Source organism: Empedobacter sp. UBA1574 (genome assembly GCF_002322895.1).
GTDB lineage: Bacteria > Bacteroidota > Bacteroidia > Flavobacteriales > Weeksellaceae > Empedobacter > Empedobacter falsenii_B.
Genome location: NZ_DCOI01000041.1, coordinates 19681 through 34058 on the forward strand (window position 1 = coordinate 19681; position 14378 = coordinate 34058).

13 protein-coding genes are annotated in these 14378 nt (G+C 30.3%); 1 reads left to right on the forward strand and 12 read right to left on the reverse strand.

Translation table 11 applies throughout. From position 1 onward, the window contains the following. Window positions 1-2 precede the first annotated feature (2 nt). The 9 genes from B3578_RS13695 to udk all read right to left on the reverse strand — a co-directional run bounded on the left by B3578_RS13695 (window position 3) and on the right by udk (window position 10338). Window positions 3-1385 (reverse strand): TolC family protein, encoded by a 1383-nt coding sequence (locus tag B3578_RS13695; protein ID WP_291049536.1) that lies wholly within the window; start codon window positions 1383-1385, stop codon window positions 3-5. A gap of 146 nt (window positions 1386-1531) precedes the next feature. Beyond that, window positions 1532-2206 carry a hypothetical protein gene (locus B3578_RS13700; RefSeq protein WP_221855574.1) on the reverse strand — a complete coding sequence of 225 codons (675 nt, stop codon included), beginning with the start codon at window positions 2204-2206 and terminating at the stop codon, window positions 1532-1534. 60 nt (window positions 2207-2266) lie between these two features. Next, entirely contained in the window at window positions 2267-4066 is a 1800-nt protein-coding gene (locus B3578_RS13705; protein ID WP_291049541.1) for an ABC transporter ATP-binding protein, read from the reverse strand. A 3-nt stretch (window positions 4067-4069) separates the two neighbouring features. Next, window positions 4070-6247: an FUSC family membrane protein gene (locus tag B3578_RS13710; protein WP_291049544.1), complete on the reverse strand. Its 2178-nt coding sequence runs from the start codon at window positions 6245-6247 to the stop codon at window positions 4070-4072. 62 nt (window positions 6248-6309) lie between these two features. After that, entirely contained in the window at window positions 6310-7476 is a 1167-nt protein-coding gene (locus B3578_RS13715) for an RsmD family RNA methyltransferase (protein WP_291049547.1), read from the reverse strand. Window positions 7477-7480: 4 nt separating this feature from the next. Then, window positions 7481-7894 (reverse strand): RDD family protein, encoded by a 414-nt coding sequence (locus B3578_RS13720; RefSeq protein ID WP_291049550.1) that lies wholly within the window; start codon window positions 7892-7894, stop codon window positions 7481-7483. A 119-nt stretch (window positions 7895-8013) separates the two neighbouring features. Then, complete coding sequence (locus tag B3578_RS13725) at window positions 8014-9288, reverse strand: methylmalonyl-CoA mutase family protein (protein WP_291049553.1); 1275 nt, start codon at window positions 9286-9288, stop codon at window positions 8014-8016. Further along, window positions 9281-9670: an FtsB family cell division protein gene (locus B3578_RS13730; protein WP_280037436.1), complete on the reverse strand. Its 390-nt coding sequence runs from the start codon at window positions 9668-9670 to the stop codon at window positions 9281-9283. Before B3578_RS13730 ends, B3578_RS13725 begins: the two co-directional genes overlap by 8 nt. Further along, window positions 9670-10338 (reverse strand): uridine kinase, encoded by a 669-nt coding sequence (udk, locus tag B3578_RS13735; protein ID WP_260392473.1) that lies wholly within the window; start codon window positions 10336-10338, stop codon window positions 9670-9672. The genes B3578_RS13730 and udk overlap by 1 nt, the downstream gene beginning before the upstream one ends. Before the next feature lie 339 nt (window positions 10339-10677). On the opposite strand from udk, the gene B3578_RS13740 reads away from it, so the two are divergent. Beyond that, window positions 10678-11283: a DUF4126 domain-containing protein gene (locus B3578_RS13740; RefSeq protein ID WP_291049560.1), complete on the forward strand. Its 606-nt coding sequence runs from the start codon at window positions 10678-10680 to the stop codon at window positions 11281-11283. 191 nt (window positions 11284-11474) lie between these two features. Here B3578_RS13740 and B3578_RS13745 read toward each other — a convergent pair whose 3' ends face one another. The 3 genes from B3578_RS13745 to B3578_RS13755 form a co-directional block, all read right to left on the reverse strand. Beyond that, complete coding sequence (locus tag B3578_RS13745; RefSeq protein WP_291049563.1) at window positions 11475-12347, reverse strand: acyl-CoA thioesterase; 873 nt, start codon at window positions 12345-12347, stop codon at window positions 11475-11477. Window positions 12348-12355: 8 nt separating this feature from the next. Further along, window positions 12356-13321, reverse strand: coding sequence for an NAD(P)H-dependent flavin oxidoreductase (locus B3578_RS13750; RefSeq protein WP_280049291.1), 966 nt, complete (start codon window positions 13319-13321; stop codon window positions 12356-12358). 322 nt (window positions 13322-13643) lie between these two features. Then, window positions 13644-14240, reverse strand: a complete 597-nt coding sequence (locus tag B3578_RS13755; protein WP_115001114.1) for an RNA polymerase sigma factor — start codon at window positions 14238-14240, stop codon at window positions 13644-13646. Window positions 14241-14378 lie beyond the last annotated feature (138 nt).

The following is a 14378-nucleotide window of genomic DNA, read 5'->3' on the forward strand; positions in this document are numbered from 1 at the left end:
TTTTAATTTGAGATTTGATTAAATAATTCTCCAGAAGTTTGAAGTAATTCGTAGGTTTTAGAGCGTTGATCCAAGATTTGAGCATAATAACCTAAATTGACTTTGTAATATTCATTTTCGGCAGCCAAACGCTCGGTTACATCTATAAATCCTTCTTGAAATCGTCTTGAAGCGATTTCTAAATTATTTGTTGCAATGGTATTTTGTTGATTATTTACTTTTAATTTTTCAGTAGAAGTTTCGTAATCAATTTTGTTTTTACTTAATAATAAATTCAGTTTTTCTTGGGAATCTTGTAACTTGTTTTCATTTATTAAAATGTCAGTTTTTGCTTGTGCTAATTTATTTTTATGTTGTCCGCCATCCAACAATTCCCATTTTGCGCCAATACCAATCAAAATATTAGGAAACATCGAAAATTGGTTCATTTTCAAATTAACATCACCTAATATATCACCATCTTTTAATTTGAAACGACTTCCCAAAATTGACGTATAATTGGTGTTCACGAATGCAAAAACTTGTGGTAAGTGCGAACCTTTTTCTTTTTGATATAAAAATTCGTAAGCTTTCACAGAGTGTTCAAGTGCTTTCAACTCTTTTTTATTTTCTAAAGTATAGCTTGAAGCAAGAATGTCAATTGGGGTAAGTTCATATTGAATTTGTTGAAGATCTTTTTCAGACAGATGCGTTAAAGTTTCTAATTTTTTGTACAGTAATTGTCGATTACCATTCAGTTCTACTTGTCGAGCTTCTAATTCTAGCATTGCTAATTTTATTTTTTCACGATCGTATGGAATAGCTAAACCATTTTGAATTGCTTTCTGCACTTTAAGATGTTCTTTATCCAATCGTTTTGCAGAATTTGAAATTAATTCTTCTACTTTGACCAATAACATCAATTGATCATAAGTTTGTAAAATATCTTTGGTTATAGTTTCTTTTTCGGCTTCTTTCAAATAATCTAAAGCAGTACTTTTTTCCTGAATAGCATTCAACGCATTTGGAATTTGTAATCCCGAAAATATAATTTGAGTAGCGTTAACAACCACAGTAAATAATCCTGCTGATGTATTGAATCTTTGATTACCCGAAAACAATTCTGTGGACAAAATATCGATTGACTTGGTTGGAATATCGATGATTCCGTTCGAGTTTAGATAACCACCCAGTGCAATTGCAGATAAATTTGGTTGTCGTTTACCTTTTACTTCGTCATATTGGTAATTGTTTTTTTCGACTTCCAGTTGTTTATTTTTTAATTCATAACTTGACTCAATCGCTTTTTCAACAGGCAATCGAAGTTGCGGATCAATCAATTGTTGTGCAAATCCCGAAATAGAAGTCAATAATGGAATAAAAGATAAATATCGAATAATAAGCATCCTATAATTTTTGACTAAAATTAACAAAAAATATACCATGAATAAAAGTCAATATTATAATGTCATTAAAAATAAAAATCCTGAAACTTTTTAAGGGTTCAGGACTTCCGAAAGTTGCCAAAAAAATGGCGCATAGTTCAATGTATTTAATATTTATTATCAATAATATCCAACGTTTCGTTTAATGACTCTTTCATCATTTTCTCTAAATAATCCGTCGTACTTTTATTGATTGTTTCGTCTATATACTTTGTTCCACCAATTGTTTCGCTATATTTTAAAGCATTATTTTTAAGGTCTAAAATATTAATGTAGACGTATGTTTTGGCGATATATTTCTGTTTGTTGGCAGGATCATAATCAAGCCCTGATTTTACATTAATTAAAACTAAATCATCTTGATTAATCGCTTTTTTTAAATCATTAAATTTAACTTGATTTACATTTTCCTTTGTGATTAATTCATTTGGAACTAAGTTTTTATCAAATTTATCAATCATTTGATAATTGTACTTGTTGTCGTTTAATATTTTTTCAGATTTATCACGAATTACTTTTACAATATCAAATTTAGAATTTATTTGTTTAAGCTGATTTTCAATTGATTTTGAATCAATGCTTTGATCTAAATTTTGAGAATTATAATCGAAAAAACCAAGGGAATCTACATTAATCAGAACACCAACTTTATTTACAGGAACATCTAAAGCACTTTCGTAAGTTATCGTATTAAGCGCTAATTCTTTTGGTGCTTCTTTTTTTTGCTCGCAAGATTGGGTAAAAAACAATACCCCAACTATAAAATAAACTAATTTTTTCATACGCTATCCTATTACCTCTTTAAAGATAGTGATTTATAATGTTTTATAATAGATTTATTCCTAATAATTTTCTTCTTCTTCATCGTCAAAAGTTTTGGCAATTTTTTCAATGTTTAAGCTTTTTGCCATTGCATCAAAAATCTCTTTATAAGTACCGTTCATTTTGTACACATCTTCATGAATCCCGTTTTCTACAACTTCGCCTTGTTTCATCACGTACGTATAATCGGCATCGATAATTTGAGAAATACTATGCGAAATAATGATAACTGTTCGATCTTTTTTGATGGCATCCAAACTATTTTTAATCTGTTCCGTGGCAATTGCATCCAAACTTGCAGTAGGTTCGTCCAAGAAAATAATTGGGGGATTTTTTAGAAACATACGTGCTATGGCGATACGTTGCTGTTGACCACCAGATAACAATAAGGCTTTGGATTGATAAGCTTCTGGCAAATCCATAATTTGTTCGTGAATATAAGCACGTTTTGCGGCATCTTCTATTTCTTCGAAAGTTGCGTTTACATTTCCATAACGAATATTTTCTTCAATCGTTCCATTAAAAATGTGATTTTTTTGTAAAACCAATCCAATATTATCGCGTAAAAATTGTGTGTCATATTCTTCTAAATCAATTCCGTCAAGTACAATTTTTCCAGAATCAGGTTGATAAAATTTATCTAACAAATTAATCACTGTACTTTTTCCAGCGCCAGACAAACCAACCAAAGCTGTAATTTTATTGGGTTGAATTGTCATGTTGATATTTTTCAAGGCTTTGTAACCATTTGGATAAGAAAAGTCAACATTTTGGATTTCGAATTTACCTTTCAATTTTGTTGGAATATAATTTCCAGATGATTCTTTTTCGTCATCCGCTTTTAAAATAGAAAAGAAACTTTCGGAATAAATCATGGCATCATTCATTTCATCATAAATACGATGCAGTTGACGGATAGGAGCAGAAACGTTGTTGAACAACAAAATATGAAACATAATTGCGCCAATTGTCATTTGTCCGTCCAGAACCAAATATGAAGTTAAAATGATGATAATCACCACGCCAAATTGCTCGATAAAGGATTTTAAACCATCAAAAAAGAAGCTTGTTTTACGTGTTTGCATTTGATTATTCGTCAATTCTTTTTGCAAAGCAAGTTGTTTTTTACCTTCGATATCTTCTCGGTTAAATGATTTAATTACTGTGATTGAATCAATTATGCTGATAATTCCTTGCGATTTTTGTTCACGATAACCTCTTAGGTTACGTCGCCAACCACTCAGCTTTTTAGCTTGTTGTTGTGTAATAATGAAATAAATTGGAACGATACAAACTCCAACCAATCCAACATAAAAATTAGCGTTGAACATCAAAATTAAAGCAACAATTGAGTTCGCAAAAAGAGGTAAAATATCGATAAAAAAGTTTTGAACTAAACGTGTCAAACTTTCAATTCCTCTGTCAATACGAGTTTGAAGCTTTCCTGCTTGATTATCTTGATTTGTATAAAACGCCATTCGGTACGTCAAAATCTTTTCGATAATGGCTTGAGCTAAATCTTGCGAAACAAAAATTCGAAGCTTTTCACCATAATATTTTTGACCAAATGTGATGAATGCATTCAAGATTTCTTTTGTCATCAAAACAATCGAAATAAACGAAATGATTTTCAGACCTTCTTTTAATCCTTTTCCAGCTTCAACCAAACCATTTATAGAATCTACGGTATATTGTAAAATAAGGGCATTTACTTGTGAAGTAAAAGATCCAACTAAGGTTAGGAGCAAAGTTGCGACAACCAAAGAACGATAAGGTTTTACAAATGGACGTAGATTTTTAAACAGCTGGATGATTGTCATTTTTTATTCTTTTAACGGTTGTTCTTTCACAAAAACGTGACCAACTTTTGTAAAATCGTAAGCAATCTCGTATAAATACTCTAACAAATCTTCAATCAGTTCAGAATCATTTTGCAAAGCCTCTGTTTCAATTTCCGTATAAACAACAGTTTTTTCTCTAAACTCTATTGTTTTTGGTAAATTTTCTGTTTCATATTCACCGTAAAGCCGAATGTTTTGTAACAATAATTGCAAAATTTTCTTCATCAATCGAATATGTTCTGAAGTTAAAATAACGGAATTGTTTTTCTTTAAAATTTTAACTAAACCAACTGAATATGAGACAAATGATTGATTGAAAATGGTGAATTTATTCAGTACGTTAGCATTTTCTTGTTTTCCTTTCGGTTCAGAAATTACACGTTGAAAAACTGAATTAATATTTGCCATTGCAATAAAAACATCTTTTCTAGCTAATTTATAATCTGTTGTAGAAACTTCGTTGTCGGCTAATTTTTTAAAAACCAAATAGATAAACTCATAATTTGCAATCAATGCTTTTTGAATATATTCGTTCATATTATTTTTTTCCCAAGTTGGTAAAATCAAATAACTCGAAATAAACGCCATAAATCCTCCAACAAGTGTATCAATAAAACGTTCTTGAATAATATACAATGAATCTTTTTGCGAATAAAAACTAAACGAAATAAGAATATACGCGGTTAAGTAAAATGTACCAATTGCATATTTGTGACGAATAAAAGTGTAGGCCATTAACATGAAAATAAGCATTAAAGCAAATCGAATACTATGTTGAGGAATAATCAATAATATTAAAACCCCAACTAATCCACCGCCAATTGTTCCTTTCAAACGCTGAAAGTTTCGTTTTTTTGTTACGCTAAAACCAGGTTTTAAAATCACTAAAACTGTCATCAAAATCCAGTAACTATGGTAAGTCATCGGAATAATAAACGTGACGCCATAAGCTAATAACATTACAATTGATGCACGAATTGCATGTCTAAAAATTGAAGATTTTAGATTCAGATGATCTTTTAATTTTCGTAAAGAATAATCAACTGTAGGTTCAAAATGTTCGGCATGATCCAGTGGATTTTTCTTTTTTTCTGTGAATGAATCATCATAGAAAAATTTATGGATAAACTCTATTTTATAAACAATTTGCTTTAAATTGATGTAAATTTTAGATAAAACGATTGGTTTTTGTCCTTCTGCATATAATTCTTTGATAGCATCATCAATCTTTTTCAACTCAACTTCAAAGTCAAAAGTAGGTTGTTTTGGACGTTTGTTCGAGTTAATATGATAAGCAATCATTTTAAGTTCATGCGCTAATTTATTCATTAAATTATAGATTTTGCGCATTGCTTTTGTATCGCCATAAACGTCTCGAATTTTCACATAATCGTATTGATTTGCTGTTACATTCTCAAATATATCCACCAAATCAGAGAAAATAAACACAATCGAACGCCCAATTGGAGTCTGGTCTTTTACCAATTTTTTATTCGAAAAAACTAATTCACGAACTAAACTTTGTTTTTCATTAATTACAACATGTTCGTCGATTAATTTTTTGATAATATCATCATAATTTGAGTCTTTATCAAACATAGAAGCTTTGATTCGAATGTATTCAGAAATATGAATCATTGTATCAGCTAAGTTTTGCTGCGCCATACGATAAGGACGAAAAGTGCTAATAGCTAGACTAAAAATAGTGTACCAAGCTGCTCCAGCCGTCACAAAAAGCGCAATATGAAGAGGACTTAACTCATGTCGTAAATCATTCATATTCATTACCATCGACATCATAATGACCATTCCAAGCGCACTTGTACGTTGTCCCCAAACGGTTAACATGTTAGAAAAGAAAACGATAACTGTTAAACAAATACCTAGAAATATTGGGTAACTATTAATCGTTTTGGTGAAATACGAAACAAGGAAAATCAAGAGTACGGAAAGCCACATCAGGTTTCGGCGTTCTTTAAATGGACCAGGTGTATCCGTCATATGCGCTAAAACTGCACCAAGACTTATTGTTACACCGGCATATAAATCGCCAAACAAGCTGGCTACGATAGGTGGAATGATAATCGCTAAAGAAGTTTTTAAGCCATCTGAAAGCGCTTCTCCGTAGATAAAGTTTTCAATTTTATTGATGATTTTCAAGTGTAATTTTTTAAGGTTGAAAATTGTTGTATAAAATTAACACAACTTTTTTCGAAACCCAACTAAACTCGTGAAGTTTTTAGAATATGAAAACCATCAATGCTTTGTGTAAAAATTAAAGTTGTTGTGCCGCCATCAATAATTTTGAATTTTTTCTTGATAACGTCTATTGGCTGATTGTAATTTTTGACTAATAAATTCGCTTTTGTTTTTAGTATTTCTTTTTTTGGATTTTTAATTTCTTCTTCAATTAAGTAAATTTTTCCAGGAAAATTTTCTAAAAGTTCATTCGAAGTATACAAATGTGTATTCTGATGAAGTTTGTGAAGATTGAATTTTTCGCTCAATAATTTGAAAGCACCAGTTTTTAGAATCGCAACATTTGGTTCGTAAATATAATGTTGAATACCTCCAAAACTTGCATTTGCACTATATTCTTCTTCAAAATGGAAAGAAAATTCGGATTGATTATTTTCTAAATTAACAGCTTTTATCAAAGGATTTGTTGTAAAAGAATTTTTATCTAAAATGATTAGAAAATCTTTCACTTCATTTTTTAATGCAACAATGTGTATTTCGGAAATCGAATCAATTTGTTGTAGGGTAGAAGTGATGTCTAATAAAGGCGAAAGCTTGATGATAATTTTCTCTGTTTTTTCGAAAAAAGTTGGAATCCATTCTAAAATATTTGGCTCTAAATTTTCCAAAATAAATTTTCTTCCGCTCGAATTTCTTCTTGCTGGATCGAGATAAATAACATCAAATTTTAAAGTACGATTTTCTTCAAAAAAAGACTGAAAAGTTCCTGTATAGGTTTCTAAATTTGGCGCTAAAATTTTAGCATTATGTTGTACAATCTCACTCAATTCAGGATTTTGTTCGATGTGATATACTTTGTCAAAATTCTTTGCAAAAGCCATGGTGTCAATTCCAAAACCAGCGGTTAAATCAATCAAATTTTTTCCTTTAACTAAAGTTGATTTATAATTTGCTGTAGCTTCCGAACTTGCTTGTTCCAAATTAATTGAAGGTGGAAAATAAATGTTTTCTGTTGAATAAAGTGTTGGAAATTTATGTTTTGAAACTTGAATTCCTTTCAATTGTTGTGCAATTTCAGCAGAAGAAATTTCTTCAAATAACGATTTTTTCAAACCTATAGATTTGATGTCTTCATGTTCGATTATTTTCAGATAATCTTGAAATTCTTTTGTTAAAATAGTTGGATTCAAAATGTTATTTTTTAGTCATTTTAGTATTTGCTACAATATCACCTAAACGTTGACTTTCTTTGGAGTTATTTATAATTAAAATTCCAATTAATCCACCGAAAATAAAATAATCTATAGAATCGAAAAGATGACGAATAAAAGATTGCGAAAAACTAATTGGTTTTTCTGTTTTAGCATTTACAGGTTGCAAATTTAGGATTAAATGACCTAAAGTTCCATGTAAAATAACTTCAATTACTACAAAATAAACTAGCCAAAAGATAAAAATAGGTAAAGCATTTATTCCGTTTACATTATAACTTCCGTCATTTGCTAAAGCTCCAAACTTATAAATATAAAGCGCTGCAATGATTATAAATAGTGCGTAATCAATAAATCCCGCTATAAATCGTTGAAAAATGTTTTTATTAGATTTCATAATTTTATATAAAACAAAACTTTATTAAACACAAAACTTCAGTATCCATCACAGCTACTGAAGTTTCGATTATATTGTTGAGTTCTTTTAATGAAATTGGCATCCAATTCATGTAAAAACTAATTTTTTTCCTCTTTTTCTGCCAAACGAGTTGGAACAATCGGAACAAAAAGTGCTTGTTTTACCACTTTTTCTTTTGGCGATTTCTCAATCACATCTGCAGGGTTTCTAAATTTGTTTACACCAATTAATTTAATGGTTTGCTCATCGAAATCTTTTTGCTCTTTTTTCGCGCTTGTGTAAATAAAATCTTGAATAGTTTCATTTTGTAAAGCATTTACAAAACCTCCTACATTTTGTATTGTTTTAAACAATTCTAACGCATTTTCAGCCATTTGATTTGTCAAACTTTCGATGTAGAAAGAACCAGCAGCAGGATCAGTAAATTGATTCAAATAAGATTCTTTTTGTAACAATAATTGTTGTTTTGCGGCTAATTCTAATCCAAAATCAGACTCTTTATTAACTTCATCATATGATCCAACAAAGACAGCATCGCTTGATCCGAAGATAGCCGAAGAAGCTTCTATTGTAGAGCGAATAACGTTGTTGTAAATATCTAATTTAGATTTATTGCGATCGGATGTTGAAGTGAAAATAAATGCTTCACTTTCTTTATTATATTGCTCCAAAATCATTTTCCATAAAAAGCGAAATGCTCTTAATTTCGCTACTTCGAAGAAATAATTACTTCCAACAGCGAATTTAAAATAGATTTTGTCCGCAATATCAGCTCCAAAATTTTCTAAATATTCTACTGCATGTGCAAGTGTAATCGCAATTTGTTGAACATGATTTGCTCCAGCATTTTGATAAACATCTCCTTGAATTGAAATTACTTTTTCGAAATTTTTCAATGCCAAAGCTTCTTTCACCAATTCTTTTGATGCTTTTTCTGAATCATTTTGCCAAAGTCCATTCTGTGCCAAATATCCATACATATCTAAATCTAAATATTTCAGATTTGGAAGATTTTCAAGCGATTTTAAATCAGAAGTCTCATCATATTTAATAAATAAATCCAGATAATTAGGAAGTTCTAACGATGAATCAATTTGATTTTGATTAATCAAATATCCATACAAAAAGCTGTAATCTTGGTTTTTATTTCCAGTATATTTCGAAATAATTTTCCAATCTTTTGAGGATTTTGGTAAAGGTTGTACAGCCGAATAATCGACATCATCCTTTGTATATAATGGTTTTACATTTATTTGATCGTTCGTTCCCCAAACTAAAGTTTCATTATATTCTAAACCTTTTAGCTCGACTTGAACTTTATTTTTCCATTCTTTTTCAGAAATAGAATCAAAATTTTCAAATAACTTACTCATTTTCTTTATTTTGTGGTTTCGTAACTTTTTCTTGCTGAATGATAAAAATATCTTCATCATCTTTTTTCAAGAAATGCTTTTCTCTTGCAATCCTTTCAATTTCAGCAGGATTACTATTTAGTTGATTTAATTTTTCAGACTCAGTATCCAAGTGTTCTTGGTAATATTGTTGATCAACTTCTAATAATTTGATTTGTTTATCCAACTCGCGATGTACGAAAAAAGAATTTTGATCGAAAAAAATCATCCAAACAGCAAACGCAACCGTTAGAACAAAGTAACGATTCCAAACAAATTTGAATACACGTGTATCCTTAATTTTTCTTTTCGGTACTTCTGGTGTAAGTTCTTCGTCAAAGATTTCTTCCGATTTTTCTTTCATTATACAGTAGTTTTCGAGTTGAGTTTTTCTTTAATTACAGTTGATAAAACTTTGATTGCGACAGAATTTTTCTTTTTCATATTCGGAATAATAATGTCTGCATAGTTTTTAGATGGTTCTATAAATTGCTGATGCATAGGTTTTAACGTTTTTTGGTAACGCGTTAAAACTTCATCCAAATCGCGCCCACGTTCTTGGATATCACGACGTACACGACGAATTAAACGCTCATCAGAATCTGCATGAACAAAGATTTTTACATCAAATAAATCGCGTAAATCTGGGTCAGTCAATACCAAAATTCCTTCTACAATAATAACCGATTGTGGATGGGTTAAAATCGTTTCTTCCTTGCGACTATGCGTAATAAACGAATAGACAGGTTGTTCTATTGATACGCCATTTTTCAATAAAGCGACATGTTCTTTTAGTAATTCGAAATCAATTGATCTTGGGTGATCAAAATTGATCTTAGAACGTTCATCAAAAGATAATTCAGGATGATCTTTATAATAATTATCTTGAGAAATAACGATAACGCTTTCCGCATTAAGATCTCTTAAAATATTATTTACAACAGTTGTTTTTCCCGAACCTGTTCCTCCTGCAATTCCTATTACTAGCATTTTTGTTTTATTATTTTTTTTAATTTCGTTTGATGTTTCCATTGCAAGAGTTCTCGTAAAATTTCCTTAAAGATAAAATTTTCCTTTCAGAAATTAAAATAAAAAGAAATTGATTCTTGCAAAATTTTAAATGTTGTCGTGAAGAAGTTTTGGTTGATTGATTTTGAGAAAAGAAATAATTATCAATGCATTTAAAAAATGATTGATTTATTATTCGATTATTTAGATGTAGCTCAAACATTTAGGTTTATTTACACAAAAAAAGTACTTTACAGTACTTGGTTTCTCTTAATCGGATGCAAAGGAAAGAAAAAATTATAAAAACTTTATCTTTTTTATCATTATATTTATAAAATCAGAACTATTATAAAATACTAATCTATGAACGATTTAATCTCAATGTCTACTATTTTTTCGTTATTTCTCGGAATAGGATTAGCCGCTGCTGCTGGTTTTCGGATTTTTCTTCCCTTATTTGTACTGAGCTTAGCTGTTAAATTTGGAGGAAGTTTTATTAATCTCGACGAAAGTTGGATGTGGGTTGGGAGTACACCGGCTCTTATAACACTTGGTGTAGCGATGTTAGTAGAAATTGGAGCTTATTATATTCCAATTATTGATAATTTGTTGGATACGATTGCGTTTCCTTTAGCTGGAATTGCAGGAACAATAACGGTTGGAATTACGATGCCAGAAATGAACGAAGTCGCAACTTGGGCTTTGGCGATTATAGCTGGAGGAGGAACTGCGGCTGCGATTAGCGGTACAACTGCGGCTGCAAGAGCTGTTTCGACCACCACAACTGCGGGAGCTGGAAATTTTTTGGTTAATACAGGAGAAACGTTTAGTTCTATTGTATTAAGTATTACAGCAATTGTATTGGCCCCTTTGGCATTTATTTTTGTACTAATTATTTTATATGTGTGTTATAGAGCATATAAAAGTGTCAGAAAAAAAGGTGATCAGCTATTGGCGGAAGAATTGTGAAAGAGTGAAGAATTGAATATATAAAAGAGCTAAATTATTAGCTCTTTTTTTTTGTTATATATTAGTATTTCAAGTTTTTCTTTTTAAGTAAATATTAATTCAAAAATATTTAGAATAAGATTAACTAGAAGTTAAGTTTATAAAATAGAAAAAGTCTTGTAATTTTTTTACAAGACTTTTTGAAATATAAATTATTCCTTCTCTTTCACTATTGGTCTTATTAGACCTTCTTGCGCAACGCTACAAATTAGTTCACCAGAACGATTGAATAAATTTCCTCGTGTAAAACCTCTTGTATCATTTGCACTTGGAGATTCAACATTAACTAATATCCAATCATGCAAATTTGGTTCTCGGTGAAACCAAATTGAATGATCTAAGCTGGCCATTTGTGTGTTTCCAAAGTGAGCTTTAGAAGCATGAGGTTTTTTTGCTGTTGATAATAAATTGTAATCAGAGCTATACGCAATTAATTGCTGAATAATTGGTAAAGGTAAATCCTCTGGAACATCATTAAAAGTTAACCAAACATTACTAAAATTAGGATAATCTTTTTTCTCAAAAGGATTCACAAATTCAACAGGTTTAAAATCTAACGGACGCTCTGCTAAGACAAATCGCATAATTGATTTTGGTAAAACTGAACCAAATTGTTCTGCTACATCATTCCAGCTCATTAATTCTTCAGGAGGCGTTACAACAGGCATTTTTTCTTGATGCTCGTAACCTTCTTGCTTCAACTGAAAGGAACAAGCCATTACAAAAATAGGCATACTGTCTTGCTTTGCTGTGACAACACGTGTACTAAAACTTCCTCCATCACGAAGATTTGCTACTTCAAAATAGATAGGTTTTTCTAAATGTCCAGGTAAAATAAAGTAGGAGTGAAGGGAATGGCAAAAACGATCTGAAGGAACAGTTTGATACGCAGCATGCAAAGCTTGGCTTACAACTTGTCCTCCAAAAACATTTGGACTTCCCATAAAAGAACTTTTCCCTTCGAATAAATTTTCTTCTAATTTTTTGAGAGAAATTAATTCGATGAGTTCTTGAGTAGTTTTCATTATTAAATTTAAAATTTCAAATTATTTAATTTCTGCACATTTTGTTCTAATGCACATTTATATTCATTTTTCATTCGATAGACTAATTCTTCGGTTGAAATAATATCATGAATTCCAGAAACTCCGTGTCCAGCAGACCAAATGTCTTTCCATGCTTTATGTCCATCGCCTCCAATTAATTTCGAAAAATCTTCTTCTTTCTTTTCGTCTAAATCAATTCCAGAATGTATAATACTTGGTTTCAAGAAATTTGCATTTACACCAGAAATTCCATCTGTATAAATCACATCTTCGAAAGTAGAATCGACTAACATTGTTTTATAATCTTGATTCGCAGAGGCTTCTTTTGTCGCGATAAAACGAGTTCCGATGTATGCAAAATCAGCACCCATATTTTCAGCTGCTAAGATATCGTTTCCGTTGTTCATCGCACCTGCTAAAATTAAACAACCATCGTAAAAAGTGCGAATATCATCAATCAAAGCAAAAGGATTAGCCGTACCAGCATGTCCACCAGCACCAGAAGCTACAGCAATAATTCCATCTACACCAGCTTCAGCAGCTTTTTCCGCATGACGTTTTTTGATCACATCATGAAAAACCAAACCTCCATAACTATGAACTGCATCTACAACTTGTTTTACAGCACCAAGCGACGTAATAATAAGCGGTACTCTATATTTTGCACATAAAGCTAAATCACCTTCGAGACGAGGGTTTGTTTTGTTAACGATTAAATTCACTCCAAATGGAGCTGCTTTTTTACCTGTTTCATCTTCAAATTGTTTTAATTGAGAAGTGATATCAATTAACATTTGTTCGAAATCTTCGGCTGTTCTTCCATTCAAAGAAGGGAAAGTTCCACATACACCATTTTTACATGCTTCTACAACTAATTCAGTTCGAGAAACAAGAAACATAGGTGAAGTGATTAAAGGTAAATCTAAACTATTTTTAAATTCTTGTAGGGTCATACTAAAATTTTTTTGATGTGGTATAGGATGCAATATAGTTATAAATTGAGTTATGATTTTCAGAAAAGATTAATTTATTTGCATAAAAAAATCCTGAAATGTTTAATATTTTCAGGATTTTTTATTTGATAAAAGCAGTGTTCGATTAATTTAAATTTAGGATTATTATTTCCTTCACGTTATTTAATTTCAATGCTGAAATTGATTTTGAAAACATTAATAATTTTTCAATCGTTGATTGTTTTGGTTCAAATTTTTCTGAGTAAAATTCAATCATAAAAACTTATTTACTTTAAAAACGTTAAATAGATAAGTTTATTTTTTAATCGATTGTTAAAATAATGTTATTATTTTCGATAACTTTTCTTAAGTTGATAATTGCATAGCGCATTCTTCCTAATGCTGTATTAATACTAACATTTGTTTCTTCCGCAATTTCTTTGAAACTTAATTCTTTGAAGATTCTCAGTTCTAAGACTTCTCTTTGATCACTTGGTAATAAAGTAACAAGGTATCTTAAATCATTTTCAATTTGCTTTTTAATGATTTTGGTTTCGGAACATTCGTCAGAATTTCCAATAAAATCGAAAATATTATATTCGTCATCATATTTACCTATAGTTTCTCTAACAGCAGGCATTTTCTTAATATTTCGAAAATAATCAATAGTTAAATTATGCGCAATACGCATTAGCCAAGGTAAAAATTTTCCTTCTTCATTATATCCGCCACTTTTTAGTGTAAGAATAACTTTTATGAAAGTATCTTGGAAAATATCTTCAGTGATATCTTTGTCTAAAACTTTTGAGAAAATGAAACTATAGATTCTACTTTTATACTTCTCAATTAAAATTTCTAAAGCATATTCATTACCATCAACATAGTCTTTGATTAGCAATGAGTCTTCTTCGTAATTCATAAGGTAGATAATTTGGTTTAGTAAGTAGATTTTTTTATCTATAGGCTTCTTGTTTTTTTATAAGTGATTCAAATATAGTCAAAGTTTGAATCAAAACAAGTGAATTAACATAAAAAGAGGACTGTCTCTTAAAGTGTG

Bases quoted from the DNA above. Each gene is read 5' to 3' on its own strand.
- B3578_RS13695 (WP_291049536.1), bottom strand. From the start codon at position 1,385: ATGCTTATTATTCGATATTTATCTTTTATTCCATTATTGACTTCTATT.
- B3578_RS13700 (WP_221855574.1), bottom strand. From the start codon at position 2,206: ATGAAAAAATTAGTTTATTTTATAGTTGGGGTATTGTTTTTTACCCAA.
- B3578_RS13705 (WP_291049541.1), bottom strand. From the start codon at position 4,066: ATGACAATCATCCAGCTGTTTAAAAATCTACGTCCATTTGTAAAACCT.
- B3578_RS13720 (WP_291049550.1), bottom strand. From the start codon at position 7,894: ATGAAATCTAATAAAAACATTTTTCAACGATTTATAGCGGGATTTATT.
- B3578_RS13725 (WP_291049553.1), bottom strand. From the start codon at position 9,288: ATGAGTAAGTTATTTGAAAATTTTGATTCTATTTCTGAAAAAGAATGG.
- B3578_RS13730 (WP_280037436.1), bottom strand. From the start codon at position 9,670: ATGAAAGAAAAATCGGAAGAAATCTTTGACGAAGAACTTACACCAGAA.
- udk (WP_260392473.1), bottom strand. From the start codon at position 10,338: ATGGAAACATCAAACGAAATTAAAAAAAATAATAAAACAAAAATGCTA.
- B3578_RS13740 (WP_291049560.1), top strand. From the start codon at position 10,678: ATGAACGATTTAATCTCAATGTCTACTATTTTTTCGTTATTTCTCGGA.
- B3578_RS13745 (WP_291049563.1), bottom strand. From the start codon at position 12,347: ATGAAAACTACTCAAGAACTCATCGAATTAATTTCTCTCAAAAAATTA.
- B3578_RS13750 (WP_280049291.1), bottom strand. From the start codon at position 13,321: ATGACCCTACAAGAATTTAAAAATAGTTTAGATTTACCTTTAATCACT.
- B3578_RS13755 (WP_115001114.1), bottom strand. From the start codon at position 14,240: ATGAATTACGAAGAAGACTCATTGCTAATCAAAGACTATGTTGATGGT.